Genomic DNA, 17,935 nt, shown 5'->3' with positions numbered 1-17,935 from the left:
AGCACCCGTCAGGGCCGTGCGACCCCGGCACGGCGGTCGGCCGCGGTGAACTCGACATGCAGCGCCTTCAGGCCGCGGAAAAGGCTGGTCGGGTCGTAGTCGTACCGGCGGGCGCCGGCGGGGCCGTGCTCGACGGTGGAGATCCTGATGTCGGCCATCCGGTCGAGGATGTGTTCCAGGCCGATGCGGGCCTCCGCGCGGGCGAGCGGCTGGCCGAGGCAGGTGTGGACGCCCCGCGCGAAGGTGACGTGTTCGTAGCTGTTGCGGCGGTCGAGGCTGAACTCGTCCGGCGCGTCGAAGCGGCGCGGATCGCGGTTGACGGCACCGATCATCATCATCACGGTGGTTCCGGCGGGTATCGACACACCGCCGAGCGTGGTGGCCTTCCGCGCCAGCCGGAAATGATCCTGGACCGGGCTCTCCAGCCGGAGGATCTCCTCGACGAAGCCCGGGACACGGTCCCGGTGCTCGCGGAGGAACTCCTGCGTCCGGGGATGCTCCGCCAGGTACTGCACGGCGAAGGCCAGGGTTCGCGCGGTGGTCTCCTGCCCGGCGGCGAACAGGAAGGCGGCCTCGTTCGCCAGCACGGTGGTCGTGGGTGTCGAACCGTCGGGGAAGGTGACCTGCGCCAGATGGGTGAGAACATCCTCCCGTGGCCGCCGCCGACGGTCCTCCAGGTAGCTGGTGAAGGCGTCCTCGAAGGATGACAGGACGTTCAGGTCCTCGACCTGGACCCTTCCCTGACCGGCGGTGTTGCGGGCCTGCTGGGCGTCGAACCAGGCCCGAAAACGCGGCAGGTCCTCCTGCGGCACGCCGAGGAGGGTGGCGATCACCAGCATGGTGTACGGCACCGCGAACTGGTAGATGAGCTCGCAGGCTCCGCGTTCGAGGAACTCGTCGATCTGGCGCTCGGCGAGCTGCCCCATGAAGGCCTCGGTCGCCGCGAGCCGCCGTGGTGTGAACAGCCCGGTGAGCAGGGAACGGTACGCGGTGTGCTCGGGCGGGTCCCAGGTGGCCATGTACCCGTGCAACGGCATGTCCGCGCGGTGTTGCTCGACCAGTGCGCTGACGTCGTCGACCTCGGGGCTGGCGGGGAATCCCGAGAACGGCCCGGAGGGCGCGTTGCACGACGAGAAGGTCTCGTGATCTCGGTAGACGGTGAGGGCCTCCTCATACCCGGTGACCATCGCCATGCCGTGGACGGGCTCGATCCAGACCGGGCCACGCCGCTCGTGCAGGAACTGGTAGTACGGGTACGGATCCCGGATGATTGTTCCGTCGGTCAGGAAGTCGAGTGACTCGTACCTGTCGGTCGTTTCTTGCGATGCCTCGTGCATCGTCCACCTCCGCTTGGCGGGGACCTACCGGGGTTCCAGGCCGCGCAGCACCGTGGTGGCGAACTGGTCGAGCGCGCCAGCCCGTGCCGCGTTGTTCTCCTGCGTGAGCAGCAGTGCGTAGAGCCCGAGAAGGAAAACCGTCGCGCTGTTCGAGGGGTCGGCCCCCGCATCGATCTCGCCGCGGTCCCGAGCGGACCCGACCTCGCCGATGACGCGGGCGACGACCGGATGCTCCGGCCACAGCCGAAGCTCGGGGCGTGACGGCGAGAAATAGAGCGCGAGAAGTTCTCTGAAAAGAAGTGTGCCGATGCGCTCCTCGAGCGACACCGCCATCGCGGTGACGACCGCGAAAAGCTCCGTCAGGCCCCGGGGAGCCGCCAGGAAGTCATCGAGCTCGGCGGCCATCCGGACCTCTTCGCGCTGGCCCAGCTCGGCGACGACGTGTTCCTTCGTCGGGAAATGGGAGAAGAACGTGCCATGGGCCACGCCGGCCGCCCGGACGATCGCGCCCACATCGGCTGCCGCCGCACCCGTCCGCTCGAACTCCGCCACCGCGGCGGCGAAAAGCCGCTCATGGGTCGCGCGTCGCTGCGCCTCCCGGCCTCCAGCCTTCGCGCCCGCCGCCACATCCGGAAAGCTAGCGAGTTCGATGACTTGAGTCAATGACTTGAGTCATCGCCGTGGATCGGAACCAGGTGCCCGACTAGGTGCGGTCGGGTGACAGGCTGTCCTTGTCGTTCGGGTGGCCGAAGGCGATCCTCTCGAGGCCCGCCAGGTCGAGAAGGGCGACACGGCGGTAGCCGACGTCCACCACGCCCATGCTTCGCAGTTCGGCGAGTGCCCGGTTGACCGAGCGCTCGTCGGCGGCGACCAGAGCCGCGAGCTCGGGCTGGCTCAGACCCACCGCGAGCTGCACGCCGCGGGCGGCTGGCCGGCCCCACAGCGTGGCCAGCTCGATGAGGACCCGGGCCAGCCGGCCGCGTACCGGGCCGTCGACATGCTCCACCCTGTGCCGGATGGAGTCGCGGAGCTTCTTCGCCACCATCTCGGCGACCGCGAAGGCCGCCGGCGGATTCTGCTCGACGAACGAGCGAAAGGCCACCGCGCTCATCGCCCGGCCCACCACAGGCCCGGCCGCCGTCGCGGTTCCGGTGTGGGTGTCCTGCTCCATCGCGCTGATCTCACCCAGCACGTCACCCCGCGACCGGATGACCAGGAAGGCGAGCCGGTTCTCCTCGCCGATCGCGGTGATCTTCACGAAGCCGTCCAGGATCAGGATGACCTCGTCGTACGGCTCAGCCTCCCGCATCAGGATCTCGCCGTGCGGGTAGTGGCGGATGCCGCCGAGGGAGAGAAGCTGCTGGCGCAGCACCGGGTTCAGGCGTGCCGGCAGGCTGCCCGGCGGAAAGGGCGAGGACGTCTCGGACGAAGAGAATTTTCCCGGGAGTTTGACCCTGTCGACGTCCGTGTTCTCGCGTGGCTGCGTGGGCGTGTGGGTTCGGAGGGTGGTGGAGAGGGTGTCTGGGGCGTGGTCCTGGATCTGGCGGCTGATGGGGTCACCGAGGGAGGAGTCGGCCAGGAGTTGATGGATGTCGACCGGGTCGGGGTCGGTCATGGCTGGGTTCCTCCTTTCAGCGCTCCGCGGTGGCGGTGGAGCAGGCCTTCGACGGCTCGGCTGGTGGTGTTCTCTCCGAGGATGCGCGCGATCTGGGCGTGGGTGTAGCCCGCTGCGTTGAGAAGGACTGCGGTGAGTGCCCGTCCCGGCGGGGGTAACGCGTCTTTGAGGGTCTGACGAAGGACGATCAGGTCGGCCGGGTCAATGCTGGCTGACGGGGCTGACAGGGCGGTCGGGTCATGCGGGGCGTGACGGTCGTGGTCACGTTCCCAGCGCCGGTAGACGTCGCCGAAGGCGAACAGACAGCCGCTGATGAAGTAGGTGCGTAGCGCCGCCCCTCCCTGTGGGGACCAGCCGCGGCGCTCACGGCCGGCGCGGGCGAACCGGTCCAGCGCGGTGATGAGGGTGTCCTGGACGAGGTCGTCGATGTCGTGATGGTTCAGAGTGATCTTGTCGGCGGCGAGGCGGTGGATGCCGTGGACGCCCTTGTGGGCGCATTCCTGCACGATCTGCCCGCTGGCCAGCCAGGCATACAGGATCGGGTACGCGTAGCGGGCGAGCGTGTCGGCGACCGCCTGATAGTCGGGCCCGGCGAACCCGACTTTGACCAGGTGGGCGTACAACGCCTCGTCACCCGAGGCTCGTGACGACGGCTCGGGATACGGAGCGTCGTCCAGTCCAACTACCTCAGCCATACCCCCGCAGGCCTGTCCTTGGGTTGTTCTATGGCCGCCGGCTGGGCGATCCCACGCCTGCCGGCGTCGGGATTGCTCACATCGTGGCGGAGTGGGAACAGCCTGCCACAGCGTCTAGGAGCTGGTCATCACAACCCGACCGGAAGAAGGCGACATGGATGACCACTGCCACCCCACGCGTACCGCCTCTCTCCTCGGATGGCTCGCTCTGACAGCCCTCGCCTCCGTGGCTGTCACCATCGGCCTGGTGACGGCGGGGGACCTGTTCGCCGCCGTCTGGGGCGGTGTCGCAATGACGCATGCCGACGGGCCGCTGCGCGGCTTCCTCACCAACGCCAGACCCGGGTCCGAGGCGGACCGGGACATCCCACCAGCGGACCCTGAGAACCCCGGATCGGAACGGCGGGCCTGAAACGAGTGGTGTCGTCTCATGCGGCCGCGAGTGCAGATGGGTTCGTCACGCGCCGCCGAAGGCCGGGGTGATCGCGTCGAAGGCGACAGCGAGAGGGCCTGGCGGCAGTGGCGGGCGGCGGGTGAGGTCCGCGACGAGGTCCGCGAGATAGTCGCGGACGGTTCGGACCTCCGTTCCGAAAGTGTCCCGGCGGCTGTACAGGTGGCGCAGCCCCCGTTCCCGGTAGCGCCGGAACTCGGCGCCGTTCGGAGCGAACTGGACGGCGGGGAAGGGCGGCTTCGCGAGCCGGTCGGCGTAGTTCGCGGGGTTGTCCCAGAGCACCGGGAGGATCGAGTCCGCCGGCCTGCCGGTCGCCCGTTCGAACTCGTCCTGACGTTGGGTGAAGTAGGCCCATTCACGGCCGCAGCCACGGCTGCTCATCAGGCTCACGCTGTAGAAGGGCATGAGAACCCGGCAGCCTGAGAGGGCCTCGACGAGCTCCGGTGACCATTCGATGCCCACGCTCAGGCTGGTGTCGACGTAGAGGGCCCGGGCCGGGCTTACGCCGGTGACGCGAACAATCGCGGCCCGCAGATCGTCGACGAACAACCCGAACTGGTCGTCGTCGTCCGCCGCGTGGCCGTAGCTGACGAACACGACTGGCGGGTCGTCGCCCGAGGCAGCTGGTGCCGCGGCGGCCGTTCTACTCCCAGGCGTCGTCGCGGCGGCGAGCGCGGCCTCGGGCCGGACCCGCGGTCCACTGGCCGGCTTCGGACCAGCCGTCAGGTAGGGCTGCGCCCACTCCCGCAGCTGTCGGTTCCCACTGGTTGCGAAGGCGGCCTTCACAAGGTCGAGCAGCCAGCCTTCAGCGGTCGCCGATTCGACTACCCGGAGCGTGATATCCCGCAGGTCGGAGGCCTCGGGCGCGTAGTCGGCCAGGTGGCGATCAAGCTGGAACAGCAACAGCCGCTCCCAGTCGGCACGGGCCGGAAACGCCCTCCGCAGGACCTCGCCGAGCGTGCCCCGCTCCGGACCGGTCAGACCTCCGATCCGATCGTCATCGAACAAACTCATCTGTTCCTGTCCCTACTGGAGCCGGACGATGCCGTGGCGCTACCGTTATATCGGACGAAAACGAGCACCGCTGACGGGTGCCGGGCGTTCGGGCAGCGCTTCGCGTGTACGGGGCCTCGCGAGCGTCGGGCGCCGCTGGGCTACACCCGCCAGAATCGGCCGAGGCCCGGAAACGGCGGACGTCGCCGTGGCATTAGGATGTCGCGACACGGCGATGGTGAGCGGGCGGGGGGCATCGGCGTTGGCTGGGGTGCGTTATTGATGGACCTTGACGTCGACCGGCTCGAGAAGCTGACCTTTCCACAGCTCCGGCCCTTCTTCGAGGGGTTGAAGGACGCGTATCCCGGGCGTCCGCAGTTGGATCGATTCCTCCGCTTCAACCTGGACAAGCGTGTCGGGGACTATGCGGGTGACAGCGTCCCGGACATCCTGATGGCTGTGTTGGTGGAGGCCAAGGCAAAGGGCTGGTTGTCGCGGCTCGTGGCAGAAGCGAGCCAGGAGGCGCCGGACGACAGGCATCCGTTACGGATCTTCGCGCGACAGTTCGAACGTCACCCGCAGGCGCCGGAGAGTCCCCGCATGGGCGGCGGTGCAGATTCCGGCGGGCGGGCGTTCGTCCCGGCCATCGATCGCCACTTCAACAGCACCTTCTTCGACCTCGCCTCGGTGGACGACGTCGTGCTGACCGCTGTGGATACCGGGGCACCGGTTCTCGCCTTCGCCAGCACATACGCCGAGGACATGTACCTGGACAAGCTCCAGGTGCGGATCGAGGGCCTGGTCAGTAACGAAGTCGCCCGGAAGACCCCGATCAACCTGCGTGAGGACATCCGGCCGCCCGAACTGTGGGCGGATGAGCTGTGCGGGCATCGTGACGAGCTGACCTGGCGAGACCTGTCGTTCCGGGTCCACGTCGACGGGGTCGAGCGGGGGCGCGGCGACCGGATTCCGGCGGCGATCGAGGTGTTCTGGGATCGCGTACGGAGCGATTTCGTCGCCGGGCCCAGGCAACTGGTGCTGCTGTTCGTCAGCCGGGTCGGTATGGCTCTGCCGGACGACATCATCGTTCTCGACCCACCCCGCTTCACCTCGTCGGACGTCCGGAAATGGGCGCACGACGCGGTGTCGCGGCTGGCGGAGACCCACGGCTGGCCACTGGCGCTGCGCTGGGCCTGGCAGGAGCACCTCTGCCGGCGCGCCGCGCTCGGCCTCCCGGACAGCGACGTTCTCGACGTCCGGGCTCTGTACTCGGCGATCGACCAGAGCGTCGATGAGCTGCATCGCGATCAGGCCGCGTTCCGCGGCTGGTTGGAGGGAACCGGCTGATGCGTACCCGCCATCGGGTCGACACGTCCACGCAGTTCGACCCGGCCGCAGCCCTCCCGGAACGTCGGCGCATCGAGCGGGCCGACCTGGAACCGGTGCCGGCCACCGTCACCGACACGGTGGAGGTTGGCCGAGAGCCCTACATCGCCGGCCCCCGACTGGCCGAGGCGGTCAACGTCGCCGTCGCCCTGGGGCGGCCGCTGCTGCTCCAGGGCGACCCCGGCGCGGGCAAGACGCGGCTGGCCCATGCCGTGGCCTACGCGCTGGGCCTGCCGCTGGAGGAGATGTACGTCAAGTCGACGACCCGGGCCCAGGACCTGCTCTACACCTATGACGCAGTCCGCCGGCTGTATGACGCCCAGCTCCCGGCGGGAACAGCCGGAGACCCGGGGAACGTCGGCGACTACGTCCGGCTGGGGCCGCTCGGGCGGGCCATCGCCCGGGCCGAACAGGGGCGGCGCTCCGTCCTGCTGATCGACGAGATCGACAAGGCCGACATCGACTTCCCGAACGACCTGCTGCGCGAGCTGGACCAGCTCGCCTTCGACGTCGCCGAGCAGCCCGGCCGCCGTCACGCCGTCCCGGAGGACCGACCGGACCTGCGGCCGATCATCTTCGTGACAAACAACGAGGAGAAGGTGCTGCCGAGCGCGTTCCTGCGGCGGTGCGTCTTCCATTTCGTGGAGTTCCCGCGTGACGTCGGGCTGCTGGACGAGATCCTGGCCGCGCACGAGGTGCCTGAAGCGGCGCTGCGCGAGGGCGCGATCGACGTCCTGGTCCGGCTGCGGTCGCTGAACCTGACCAAGCGGCCGGGCCTGTCCGAGCTGCTTGACTGGGTCGGCTACCTGCGGGCTGTCCAGACACCGGTCGTCGAACTGGACCTCCTGCCCTACATCGGCGCGCTGCTGAAGGTGCGCTCCGACGTCGCCTTGGCTGAGACCATGCCGGCACCGGGCGCTGCCTCGCCGTCCGGCCGAGCCATCGGGGATCGCCTGCCGCGCGGGCTGCCGGGTGGTGACGGCGGATGACCCCCGGCCCTCCGACGTTCGTCACCGATCTGATCGACCAGCTGCGGCGGCGAGCGTTCATGCTCGGCCCCGAAGACGTCGCCGCGCTGCGCCAGGCTCTCGCCGCCGGCTTCGGCTGGTCCTCCCGCGCGGCACTGGAGGACCTGTGCGTCACGCTGTGGGCCAAGTCGGACCGCGAGGCCGACGTCGTGCGGGCCGCGTTCCTGCGGGTGGACGTGCCGGACCTCGACCCGCCGGCTGTCGGCGAGGACGACTCGGCGGAGGACGACGCCGCTGGAGGCCCGACCGTCGGCAGGCCCGATGCCGGGCCGGATTCCGCTGGTTCACTCGGTGCTGGGGAGGTCCGCGCCGACCCGATGGGCGGTCTGCCGGCGCTTCCGGCCCCGTCCTTCGCCGATGTGGACCGCCGGCTGGTGCTGGTTCCGCGGTACCCGGTGAGCGACCGGGAGATCGCGCAGGCCTGGCGGCGGGTCCGCCGCCCGGTGCGGGTCGGCCCCGCCGTCGAGGTCGACGTGGACGCATCCCTGCGCCGGCGCTGCGCCAGCGGCGTGGCGACGGCGCCGGTCCTTGTCGCCCGGCGGCGCAACGCCGCCCGCATGCTGGTCCTCATCGACGCGGGCGGGTCGATGGCCCCGTACGCGGACTATGTCGAACACGTCCGGGCCGCGCTGACGGAGACCGCCCGCTCCGAGACGACCACTGTTCGATATTTCCACAACGTGCCGGCCCCGAGCCCCGACCGGCGGCTGCTGGACACGTTGTCCGACCCGTTCGCCGGCCACCTCGACGAGATCCTGCGCCGGATCTCGCCGCTGCCGAACGGCGCTGTCTACGCCGACCCGGCGCTGACCCGGGCCGAGCGGCTGGCCGACCTGCTCGACCTCGACGACGCGACGGCGGCCGGCGGCCCGACGGGAGCGGTGGTGATCGGGGACGCGGGGGCCGCCCGCGGCCGCTACGACCCGGTGCGGCTTCTCGACACGATCGCCCTTCTGAAGGCATTACGGGAACGGTGCGGTCGCCTGGTCTGGCTGAACCCGACGCCGGCCGGCCGCTGGGCCGGCTCGACCGCCGGCCGGGTCGGCCGGCATGTGCCGATGTTCCCGCTGGCCACCAAGGCCGGCCTCGACGCGGCGGTGGAGGCTCTGCGCGGCCGGTCGGTCCTGGTGGAGGCGCCGCTGTGAACGCCGACACCGACCCAGCCGCCGCCGCGCGCCGCCGCCCGGACCTGCTGGCCGAGCTGAGTGATGGACCACTGGGGCTGGCCAGCCATGCCGCCGTGCCGGTGGTCGTCGACGCCCGTCTGTTGCACCTGCTGCGGGTGAACTTCTTCCTGGACGACGAGCCGCTGGACTACGTGGTCGAGGCCGAGTTGCTGCTCTCGCCGGTGTTCCGCGACATCGGTGACGGCCTGTTCGAGATCGAGCCGGAGCTTCGCCGGTTCCTGCTCACCTCGCTGCGCGCGCGGTACGGGATGGACCGGGTGCTCGCCGTCGCCAACCTGCTCTGGCAGTACGCCGAGCAGACCGGCACCTGGCGGCATCGCCCCGAGCTGGAGAAGGCCCAACAGCTCACCGCGCTGCACCTGCTCGACCCGGAGGCGGCCGAACGCTGGCTCGCCGAGTCCGAGTCGACCGCGGGCACCGAGCACTCACTGGCCCCCGGCTGGTTCGCGGCGATGCGCTACCAGTTCGCCCACCAGCCCGACCTCAGCCGCATCCCGGACGTGGAAGCGGCTGTGCCCAGGATCGACGAGTCGAAGATCGCGGCGATGGACGGAGCGCAGAGACGTGCGGTACGGGATGCCCTCCTCGCCGTCTGTCCCACCCGGGGGCGGCTCGCGGAGCTACTCGACACGCTCGACCGGCCTTTAGCCGACTACGTGCCCGAACTCGGCACCGTGGCGGAGGCTGTGTTCAGGGTCGTCAGGGACGCGCAGGCCGGGGGTTGGCTGGCCCAGCTGCTCACCGAAGCCTTTAGGGCCTACCCCGCCAACCGCCAGCTCGCCAGCGTGGTCAGCCAGTTCGAAAGCACCAATCTCGGCGCCGACGGTGCCGAGACGCTGGTCCATTCGTTGGCTGAGGCGGAGGTGCTGGCCCTCGCGGCCGTCTATTCCGAGCGGATTTCCGCTGGTCAGCTCCTACGGCAGGCCGGCCTGGCGTCAGCGAGGCTCCCCCAGGGGACGTCGACCGCGATCGAGTACTGGCATGCGGTCAACGCCAGGCTCGTCCAGGGCGTGCTCCCCAACGCCCGCCGCAGGATTCTCACCATCGCGGCCCGAGACTTCCCCACCAACCAGGCGTTTGAGACGGGGCTGGCCGCCGCATTCGTGCGTGGCCTTCCCTGGGGCGCCGGCCAGGTGCCGCGCGCGGATGGTGAGCTACCCATGAACGGCACCGTCGTCGCCTTCGACGCCGTCGGCTACAGCGACCTCGAAATGCTGGATCAGAGGCAGCGGCGCGATGGGCTGCGAGGAATCATCGAGGGTGCGCTAGTCGAGGCGAGAATACCCCCAGCTCTTCTGCAGCAGGACCGGGGTGACGGCTATCTCATGGTGTTCCCGGCCGACATCCCGAAGGCGCGGATCGTCGCCGACTTCATCCGCGAGCTCGGTATCTCGCTGAATGAATACAATGCGATCCGTAACGAGCTCGGCCGTATCCGGCTGCGGGTCTCGATCCACGACGGCGACATTCTCGCGCATGGCACCAGCTGGGCTGGTGACGCCGTGGTGACCGGTGTGCGGCTGGCCGACGCGGCGCCCGTCCGGGATGCGCTGGCACACGACCAGGACGCGGACCTGGCGCTGATCCTTTCGTCCGAGGTCTTCGATTCCGTCGTTCTCCCGCGGCTGCGGGGGCTCTCTCCGGGCGACTTCCGCGAGGTCGACGCGACGGTGAAGAAGTTCTCCGCCAAGGCCTGGCTGACGCTTCCCGGCCGCCCGCTGCCCGCGGTGCACGCCGCGCCTGCCGGTCGCCCGCCGGGCATGGCGGGCACGGAACCCCCGTCCGCTTCGCCGAGCACGATAGCCCCGGACAACCGGAATACTCCATCCAGCCCGGGCGATCCGGACGGTCTGAATGCCCCGGTTCGGTCGGACGGTACCAAGTGGGACTTCTTCGTCTCCGCGCTCAACACCGACGAGGCGTGGGGCGCCTGGACCGCGGGGTTCCTGCAGGAGAACGGTTACCTGGTCCGCTACGACGCCTGGCGTCCCGTGGGCATCAACGACTACTGGGCACTCGACGAAGGCCTGAGGTTCTCGAGACGCATGATCGTCGTGCTGTCGCAGGCCTATCTGACGTCGGACATGGTCCAGGCCTCCTGGAGAACCGCGTTCAACCGAGACCGCGGTGGCCTGGACCGCAGACTGATCCCTGTCAGGGTCGAAGAATGCGAACCCGATGGCCTGCTCGGCGGGATCCGCTACATCGACCTGGTGCCGTTCAAGAAGGACGTCGAGGGCGCCCGAAGCTACCTGGCCCAGCAGATCGATCGGTCGGTCAAAGGCGGGTATCGCCCCTCCGAGCCGCCGCCTTTCCCTAATTGACCGACCATGGAATCCGAAGTTGCGCTCGCTTCGTAACTGACACCCAACCCGGCGTCTTTCGCTGGGGTGAGGGGGATCCGTACGGGGCGGAAAGACGCCCAGCCGCCCGGTTTCGGGTCAGATCACAGGGCGGCGCCGGCGTCCTGGTTTGTGATCTTGAGTGGGCTGCGTTCGGCTGAGACGACGATGATGATGGATGGGTCTGCAGGCAGCGTTCTCCTCGCTACGATCCTCGGACCGGGCCCGACGGTGACGCCTTGGCCACCGGAGGGGTCTGATCGGCGTTCGGGGGTAGGGGGAGCGGTCCCGGGGGTGCGAGGTAGTGGCCCTGGGCCTGGTGAACGCCGGCGCCGATCAGCACGTCGAGCTCCGCGGCGGTCTCGACACCTTCGGCGAGGACCAGCCCGTCGGTCTCCCGCGCGAAGCTCACGAGCGCGGTCGCGAGTGCGCGTCGGGCCGGATCGACGTCGATGTGCTGGGTGAGGCAGCGGTCCATCTTGATGAAGTCCGGCCGCAGGTGTACGAGGTGACGCAGGCCCGCGGAGCCGCGGCCGACGTCGTCCACGGCGACCCGGACACCCTCCCGGCGCAGGACATCGAGAGCGCGGTCCATCGCCGGGTAGTCGTCGATGCGGTCGTGCTCGGTGATCTCGAGAACGAGGCGCTCGGCGGGGACGTCGGCGATCACCTTGGCGATCTCCCCGGAGACGACCGTGGTCGGAGACGCGTTGATGCCGAGGCCGAACTCGGGTGCGAGCCGTGGCAGGGCGCGCAGCGCCACCCTGATCGCGGACACCTCGAGAGCGAGGTCCAGACCCAGCTCGGCGGCCTCCGCGAAGCAACGCTCAGGGCCACCGAAATCCGGGGGGAACCGCGCCAGCGCCTCCGCTCCCATGCAGTCCATCGACGGCAGCTCGAAGACCGGCTGGAACGTCATCCGGGGACCGCCGTTGTCGATCAGCTGCCGGAACCGCCCGCGCCGTGCCTCCAGGTCCGGCCGCTGGCAGGAAAGCGACTCGGCGAGCACGCCGGCGAGCAGGATCAGGGACCGCGCCTGGCGGCCACGTGCGGTGAGGGCGCGGTCGTGGCTCAGGCAGCACAGCATCCCGTACGGTCGCCCGTCCGCCAGCACCACCGGGACCCCGAGGTACGAACCCGCTCCGAGCCGCCCGGAGACCTGACCCTCGGCAACCGTCGTGCCTGTGCCTGTGCTCGGCCCCGTCTGACCGGCCGGTGCGGGCCGGTGGCCGGTGTGCCCGCGCGAGTGCCGCCGGTCGCCGTAGCGGACGGTCGAGCCGGGGCGAACGCCGAACGAGGCCGCGTCCCCACTGCAGGCCTCGATCACCTGGGTCCCGCCGATCAGCCGGGACAGCCAGCAGACATCCACTTCGAGGCAGCCGCGGGCAGTCGCCAGTAACCCGGCCACGGCCGCCGGCACCGGTTCCAGCTCGGTCACAGGTTCCAGGCCAGGCCAACGCTCCGGGTCCGGCTCCGGTTTCGAGTCCAGCTCGGGACGAACCGAGCACGGCGGTGCCCCCGTGCCACCGCGATCCCCGTACTCCGCCACGGCCCTCTCCTCCGCGCAGCTCCTCCCTCGGATGCTTCCCGGATACCCCGCGGGCACACAGCCGGGCGTGCAGGCACGGCCGCGTGCCGAGTGGCCGTGCCCGCTGGGACGTGCGGGTCAAAGATCGGGATCGTTGTGGAGCATGCCGTGCACCCGGTTGAAGCGCTCCCGAAGCTCGTCCCAGTGGACCGTTCTCGTCGGAGCGATCCCTCTGGAGACGTAGAAGCTGTCCAGAAAGCGCGTGAGGTATGCGATGTCCAGGCTCAGGTCGCGGGCCATCGCCTCCCGCGCCGCGGCCTCCTCGATACCGGCGATCACGTGTTCCCGCCGCAGGATCAGCAACTCGACCGTGTCGGCCAGCTCGCACACCTCGTCGGCGCGGGAGCGGGCGGGATGGTCTGCTCCCAGGTCCTCCCTCCACTCCCGCACCAGCCGGACGGCGTCCGCCGCTCCCAGCGGGTGCGGCTGCGGAGGAGGGGGCGGCGGCTGCGGGCCGCGTCGGGTAGCCGTGATCAGGACGAGGGCCGCCGTCACCGGCCCGGCCACACCGGCCAGCCACGGCCACGGCCCGACCAGCCCGGCCACGAACGCGCCGAGTCCGAGCACGACGGCCTCGCCGACCCCGACCGGATCCTGGAACCGCTGTGGAAGCGCCACCGTTCAGCCGAAGTTCCGGAAGACCCGGACGAAAGCCGCGTCGATGTCCAGCGGGTTGCGGGCGTCGTACTGGGCCGCCCGGGTCAGGCGCGCGATCTCCGCGAGCGTGCCGACGTCGGCGTTGTCGGCCCGGCCGTAGGGGACGGTGAAGATCCGGACGGGCGTGTCCGAGGTGCCCGGGTCCAGGGCGGCCAGCAGCGCCTTCGCGTCACCGGGGTATCGCTCGGTGTTCTGCCCGTCGCTGAGCAGCACGATGGCGTTGATGCGCTCCGGGTCCGCGTTCGCCGTCATCATCTCGCTGGCCCGCTGGGTGGCCTCGAACAGGGCGGTGTCCCCGCGTGCCCGCAGTCCCCGCAGCCGCTCCTGCAGCGCGGCGCGGACCGTGCCGACCGGTGACACCGGCACGACCTCGGTGTAGGCCGGGCCTGAGGAGAACGTCCACAGGCCCACCTCGTCATCGTCGTCGAGCAGCTTGAGCGCACGTTCGGCGGCTGGGATCATCAGCTGCAGCTTCGTCGCGTCGACGGCCTTGTCCGGGTCGTCGACAGGTTCGTTCATCGAGCCCGACACATCGAGCAGCAGCAGCACCCGGGCCTTGCGCCGTACCCGGTCCCAGTTCTCGAGCATTGCCGCGAGCAGCTTGCCGTCGGGGACCGGCACGAGCGCCGGCGCCTGATCCGCCGGTATGCCGAGCGTCCGTACGAGCTGCTCGGTCGGCCGGGTGGCCGTGGACTGCCCATCGTGCTCGTCGGGCTTGTCGTGCTCGTCGTTCTCGGTGGAGCTGGCGGGCAGCGGGCGGAAACCGACGTCGGCGAACAGCCGCTGCTGGTCGTCCTCGACCAGGAAACGGTAGAAGTCCTCCGCGACGCGGCGCTGCGTCGGCGTCGCCGAGGCCAGCACGACGAACGGGTGATCGAGCTCGAGCGTGCCGTCCTGCGGATACACCACCCGAAGCGGACGGCGTGGCTGGCGCTCATCGCTCATCTGGGCCGGATCGCCGCCGGGCGCGCCTCGGTTGTACAGGTAGACCATCTGCTCCTGGATGACTATCGCGTCGACATACGGCCGGTAGGCGGCATCGTCCTGTTTTTGCTCGGCGTCGTAGATCTGCTGCATGAACAGCACCGCCTCGTCGCCGTACCGCGAAACCGACGACTCGATTCCGTGCACGAAACCGACGACGTCCGGATCGTTGAGCCAGTCGGAGGTGGGTGTGGTCGCGGTTCCGGTCGCGTGGGCGGCGGCGAGATAGGTGGCGACCGTGGCGGCCAGCCCTGAGGTCGACGTCTCCGCGTTGTCCCGGCCGAGCACGAACTTCCCCCATTCCGATCGGCCGTAGGCGGACCAGCCCTTCTGCGCCAGGTCGAGCACGTCCTTCCAGGTGGCGAGCGGGGCGCCGTGCTGCGCCAGCGTCTCGGCCACCGGTTGTGGCATCGCGATGACGAGCATGCTCCGGGTCACCGACCGGTGCGCGGGCTCGGGCACCAGGAGGTCGCCGTGCCCCTCCTGCGCGAGCAGGCTCGTCCACATCGACGACGTCGGCAGCCACACCTGCGGTGGGTCCTTCATGCCTTCGGCGAGGTCGTTCTTCGTCGCCCCGGAGGTGCGGGCGCTGAGCTGGACGTGCCCGCACAGGCCGGCCACGGCGCGCCCCGCGTCGTTGTACCGGTCGACGAGCTGCGCCATGACGCCGGCCTTCTCCGTGGACGAGGTGACCCGGATCGTCTCCGTGCGGTCGCAGTCGGCCGGGCCGTGGCCGCCGACCGCGACGCGCGGCGCCACCGCGGTCGCCGCGACGAGGACGACGCCGACCAGACCGCCGAGTGCGTGACGGCGGCGGAAGAACCGGTGTGCCCGTCCGCCGAACACGGTCGCCTCCTGATGGTCAGCGGGGCTCGGTCAGATCCCAGGTCTCGAAACTGAACCGCGCCGTCGTTCCCGCCCAGCGCCGGTAGGTGGGAAGACTACTGTGTACGGAATTCCCGTCTCCCAGCAGAGCCAGCAGACGCGCCCAGATGTCGTGTACCCGCCAGGGCTGTTCGCGGCGGGACAGCTCCTCGATCAGCTCGTGGATACCGGTCCCGTCGACTTGTCCGTGTAGCGCCTTTATCAGGGTCCGGCCGCCTTCCGGATCGGCCACGAGTACCGCGAGCAGTACGAGCACCGCCTGGTAGGGGCCGTTTTCGTCGATGCCGATGAAGTCGTCGAGCTCGTTGTCGGGAATTCCCGCGCGCACCAGGCGGTACAGGTTGACGAACCGTTTCAGCGCGCGCGGTGTCTCCAGCATCGGGCGTAGCCGCTGGACGAACCGCAGCTCCTGGGGGCGCAGCCGCAGCTGGTCCGGCTGGGGCGGCATCCCGCCGGGTGTGGCCGCCCGCCCGGTGCGTCCCGGCCCGGGCCGGTCGGGCTCCCCGGAACCGGGGCGCGGCCTGGCCTCAGGCGGTTCGGCTTCCCGGCGCCGGGGGCGTTCGTTCTCGGCGGCCGTCGGCACGAGCCACTCCACGTAGCGGTCGGCCTCGGCCCCCATCGGCCGCAGCGCGAAGACCACCTGGAAGATCTTGTCCAGGTAGTCGAACGGTGTCGCGCCGCCGGCGGCGTCCGCGTTCCCGGCGAAGATCTCGGCGTAGTACTGCTCGAGGCAGCGCCGAAGCCACCGGGGATCCACGGCGACCACCACGACGAACAGCGGAAGCGCCAGCAGCATGTGCACCGCGGCGAGAACGTCGACCACCCTGCGAGGCGAACAGCGGTCGAGGTCGTCGATGTAGAGGATGACCCGCTCCAACGGAGGCCTGCCCCGGGAGCCGGCCCTCGTCCACTCGGCGAAGGCCCGCCGCGCGCTGTCGCTGAGCTGGCGCAGGTCGGCGTGGACCTGGCCGAGCAGCCCGCGATACTGGTCGTAGGCGCCCGACCGGGCCTGCTCGATCACGACCGCCAGCCGCTGCGCGGCGTCGAGCGTGGCCAGCTGCATCCGGGTGTCCCGCGCCTGTTGCTCCAGTTCGTTGACACGCCGCTGGTCGAGCCCGCTGACCGCCTGCCAGGCCGCCACGAGCCAGCCGACGATGGGAAACCCGGCCAGCACGGCGACGACGCCACCGACCGCCACCACCGGGGCCGGGCCCCACAGCACGCCGACCAGACCGATGCACACTCCCAGCACCAGCACCGCCCCCGCCAGGACGAACCGGCCACGCCACCGCGCGAGGTCGACCCGCCACAGCCGGGCCCGGGCCCGCAGTCGCTGTGCCCAGCTGGTGTCCTCGGCGGCCAGGTCCTCGAAGGCGCGCAGCCTGTCGCGCAGGACCTCCCGCCTCGCGCGGATCTGCTCGGTGTCCGACGGCTCCGGCTCGACGAGGCCGGCGAAGAGGTGCTCGGCCATGCCCACCCACAGGTGGTCGTCGTTGTAGTGCCAGGCGTCGAAGCGCACCTGGCGGATGTTGGTCGCGAAGATGCTGCGCGCCGCGCTGCGGCTGGACTGCTCGGCCAGCGCGGCCACCCGGTCGTGGAGCTGGCGGGCGAAGCTCGACTTGCCGGAGCCCCACCGGCCGAGCAGCGCGATCGCCAGCGGCGGCTCGGTCGAGCGGTCCGCGAGGAGCGCGGCCATGCTCTCGACGTCCGTGGCGAACCCGAGCAGGTCGAGCGCGCTTTCCTGATCGCTGACGTGGCCCGGCAGCGGGCCGGGGGCGGTGCCCGGCGTGATCCGCGCACCCGTCGCCAGGTCCCACAGCCGGATCGTGCCGTCATCGGCGCCGCTGACCAGGCGCTTGTTGTCCGGTGTGACGGCGAAGGCCCGCACCGCCTTGTCGTGGCCCCGCAGCCTCACCGGTGCCTGGCCGGGCTGCTCCGCGTTCCACACCCAGATCCCGCCACGGACGTCGCCCGCGACGATCTGCCTGCCGTCCGGGGTCACCGCCAGGGCGACGGCGTCCTCGCAGCCGGCCAGGTCGAACGCCGTAGCGGAGTTTGCAACGTCCCAGTACTTCACAGCCTCCTCGAACGCGACGGCGATGTGGCTGCCGTCGTGGGAGGCCGCCACGGCGACACTGCTGTGCGCGGCACCGTCCAGTCGGCGCAGCTCGGCCCCGTGCAGATCCGTCACGCGGACGATCGGCTCCGATCCGCCGGTGACGACCTGCCCTCCGTCGCTCACCGCGATGCTGTCGACGCGCCGGTGGCCGCTGGGCCAGCTGCCGGTCCCGGGAGGCTGGATGACGACGTCCTGGCCGGTGTCGATGCTGACCACGGTGTCCCCGCGGGGCGAGACGGCTGTCTCGGCGACGCGCCTCGGATACGGCACCGAGGATGGCGCCGCGGACGAGGCCGCGGCAGGCTCGCTCGCCCAGACGACCGTCTTCCGCTGGTCGCTGGAGATCACCTGGCACTGCTCGTCCACCGCCACCGCGAGGACGGGGCCGGTGTGCGCGGTGTGTTCGGTGAGCAGCCGGCCCGACGGCAGGTCCCAGACCCGGATTCTGCTGTCGGCTCCGCCGGTGACGATTCGGCGGCCGTCCGGGAAGACCGCGATCGCGCGCACGGCGCCCTCATGTCCGGCAAAGAAATCCGCGGGTGTGGTCATGGTGGTCGCCGAGAATAGCCGGCACCGGCCCACCGGCCCGCCGGGCCCGGGCGATCGGCCTATCCGATGGCTGACATCCAGCCAGGTGGGGCCGGAAAAGGCCCCCACCCAGCCGGTGC

Annotated in this window: 14 protein-coding genes; 5 read left to right on the top strand and 9 right to left on the bottom strand. The window is 70.4% G+C overall.

The features are described 5' to 3' along the window. Positions 1–8 precede the first annotated feature (8 nt). From AWX74_RS19540 to AWX74_RS19525, 4 genes are read right to left on the bottom strand one after another with little or no spacing between them, the layout of a single operon-like run. Positions 9–1,337: a cytochrome P450 gene (locus AWX74_RS19540; protein ID WP_091278781.1), complete on the bottom strand. Its 1,329-nt coding sequence runs from the start codon at positions 1,335–1,337 to the stop codon at positions 9–11. A gap of 24 nt (positions 1,338–1,361) precedes the next feature. Then, the gene (locus AWX74_RS19535) at positions 1,362–2,000 is read right to left on the bottom strand and encodes a TetR/AcrR family transcriptional regulator (protein WP_226930937.1); all 639 of its coding nucleotides are present in this window, start codon (positions 1,998–2,000) and stop codon (positions 1,362–1,364) included. Positions 2,001–2,040: 40 nt separating this feature from the next. Next, the gene (locus AWX74_RS19530; protein ID WP_226930936.1) at positions 2,041–2,952 is read right to left on the bottom strand and encodes a Crp/Fnr family transcriptional regulator; all 912 of its coding nucleotides are present in this window, start codon (positions 2,950–2,952) and stop codon (positions 2,041–2,043) included. Beyond that, the gene (locus AWX74_RS19525; RefSeq protein ID WP_131799501.1) at positions 2,949–3,647 is read right to left on the bottom strand and encodes an RNA polymerase sigma factor; all 699 of its coding nucleotides are present in this window, start codon (positions 3,645–3,647) and stop codon (positions 2,949–2,951) included. Before AWX74_RS19525 ends, AWX74_RS19530 begins: the two co-directional genes overlap by 4 nt. Positions 3,648–3,801: 154 nt before the next feature. On the opposite strand from AWX74_RS19525, the gene AWX74_RS19520 reads away from it, so the two are divergent. After that, a complete protein-coding gene (locus AWX74_RS19520) occupies positions 3,802–4,059 on the top strand; it encodes a hypothetical protein (RefSeq protein WP_091278773.1) in 258 nt (85 codons plus the stop codon). Positions 4,060–4,104: 45 nt separating this feature from the next. Here the strand turns inward: AWX74_RS19520 and AWX74_RS19515 are convergent, their stop codons facing one another. After that, the gene (locus tag AWX74_RS19515) at positions 4,105–5,043 is read right to left on the bottom strand and encodes an effector-associated domain EAD1-containing protein (RefSeq protein WP_242666326.1); all 939 of its coding nucleotides are present in this window, start codon (positions 5,041–5,043) and stop codon (positions 4,105–4,107) included. On the opposite strand from AWX74_RS19515, the gene AWX74_RS19510 reads away from it, so the two are divergent. The 4 genes from AWX74_RS19510 to AWX74_RS19495 are packed head-to-tail and all read left to right on the top strand — an operon-like array spanning position 4,978 to position 11,016. Continuing rightward, positions 4,978–6,438 carry an effector-associated domain EAD1-containing protein gene (locus AWX74_RS19510; protein WP_131799499.1) on the top strand — a complete coding sequence of 487 codons (1,461 nt, stop codon included), beginning with the start codon at positions 4,978–4,980 and terminating at the stop codon, positions 6,436–6,438. The two genes, AWX74_RS19515 and AWX74_RS19510, sit on opposite strands and share 66 nt — an antisense overlap. Next, complete coding sequence (locus tag AWX74_RS19505) at positions 6,438–7,466, top strand: AAA family ATPase (protein WP_091278767.1); 1,029 nt, start codon at positions 6,438–6,440, stop codon at positions 7,464–7,466. The genes AWX74_RS19510 and AWX74_RS19505 overlap by 1 nt, the downstream gene beginning before the upstream one ends. Further along, the gene (locus AWX74_RS19500) at positions 7,463–8,650 is read left to right on the top strand and encodes a VWA domain-containing protein (protein ID WP_091278765.1); all 1,188 of its coding nucleotides are present in this window, start codon (positions 7,463–7,465) and stop codon (positions 8,648–8,650) included. The genes AWX74_RS19505 and AWX74_RS19500 overlap by 4 nt, the downstream gene beginning before the upstream one ends. Beyond that, positions 8,647–11,016 carry an effector-associated domain EAD1-containing protein gene (locus tag AWX74_RS19495; RefSeq protein ID WP_091278763.1) on the top strand — a complete coding sequence of 790 codons (2,370 nt, stop codon included), beginning with the start codon at positions 8,647–8,649 and terminating at the stop codon, positions 11,014–11,016. The genes AWX74_RS19500 and AWX74_RS19495 overlap by 4 nt, the downstream gene beginning before the upstream one ends. Positions 11,017–11,239: 223 nt before the next feature. Here the strand turns inward: AWX74_RS19495 and AWX74_RS19490 are convergent, their stop codons facing one another. From AWX74_RS19490 to AWX74_RS19475, 4 genes are all read right to left on the bottom strand, one after another. Next, positions 11,240–12,583, bottom strand: coding sequence for an EAL domain-containing protein (locus AWX74_RS19490; RefSeq protein WP_091278761.1), 1,344 nt, complete (start codon positions 12,581–12,583; stop codon positions 11,240–11,242). A gap of 117 nt (positions 12,584–12,700) precedes the next feature. Continuing rightward, positions 12,701–13,240, bottom strand: a complete 540-nt coding sequence (locus AWX74_RS19485; protein WP_091278759.1) for a hypothetical protein — start codon at positions 13,238–13,240, stop codon at positions 12,701–12,703. A 3-nt stretch (positions 13,241–13,243) separates the two neighbouring features. Further along, complete coding sequence (locus AWX74_RS19480; protein ID WP_091278757.1) at positions 13,244–15,109, bottom strand: vWA domain-containing protein; 1,866 nt, start codon at positions 15,107–15,109, stop codon at positions 13,244–13,246. Positions 15,110–15,125: 16 nt separating this feature from the next. Then, positions 15,126–17,816, bottom strand: a complete 2,691-nt coding sequence (locus AWX74_RS19475; RefSeq protein ID WP_131799498.1) for a P-loop NTPase fold protein — start codon at positions 17,814–17,816, stop codon at positions 15,126–15,128. Positions 17,817–17,935: the final 119 nt, after the last annotated feature.

Origin of the sequence: Parafrankia irregularis, assembly GCF_001536285.1 — a bacterium.
In the GTDB taxonomy this organism is placed as follows: Bacteria; Actinomycetota; Actinomycetes; order Frankiales; family Frankiaceae; genus Parafrankia; species Parafrankia irregularis.
The sequence above is the reverse complement of the archived record's forward strand: the minus strand, read 5'-3'. Positions and strand labels throughout refer to the sequence as shown.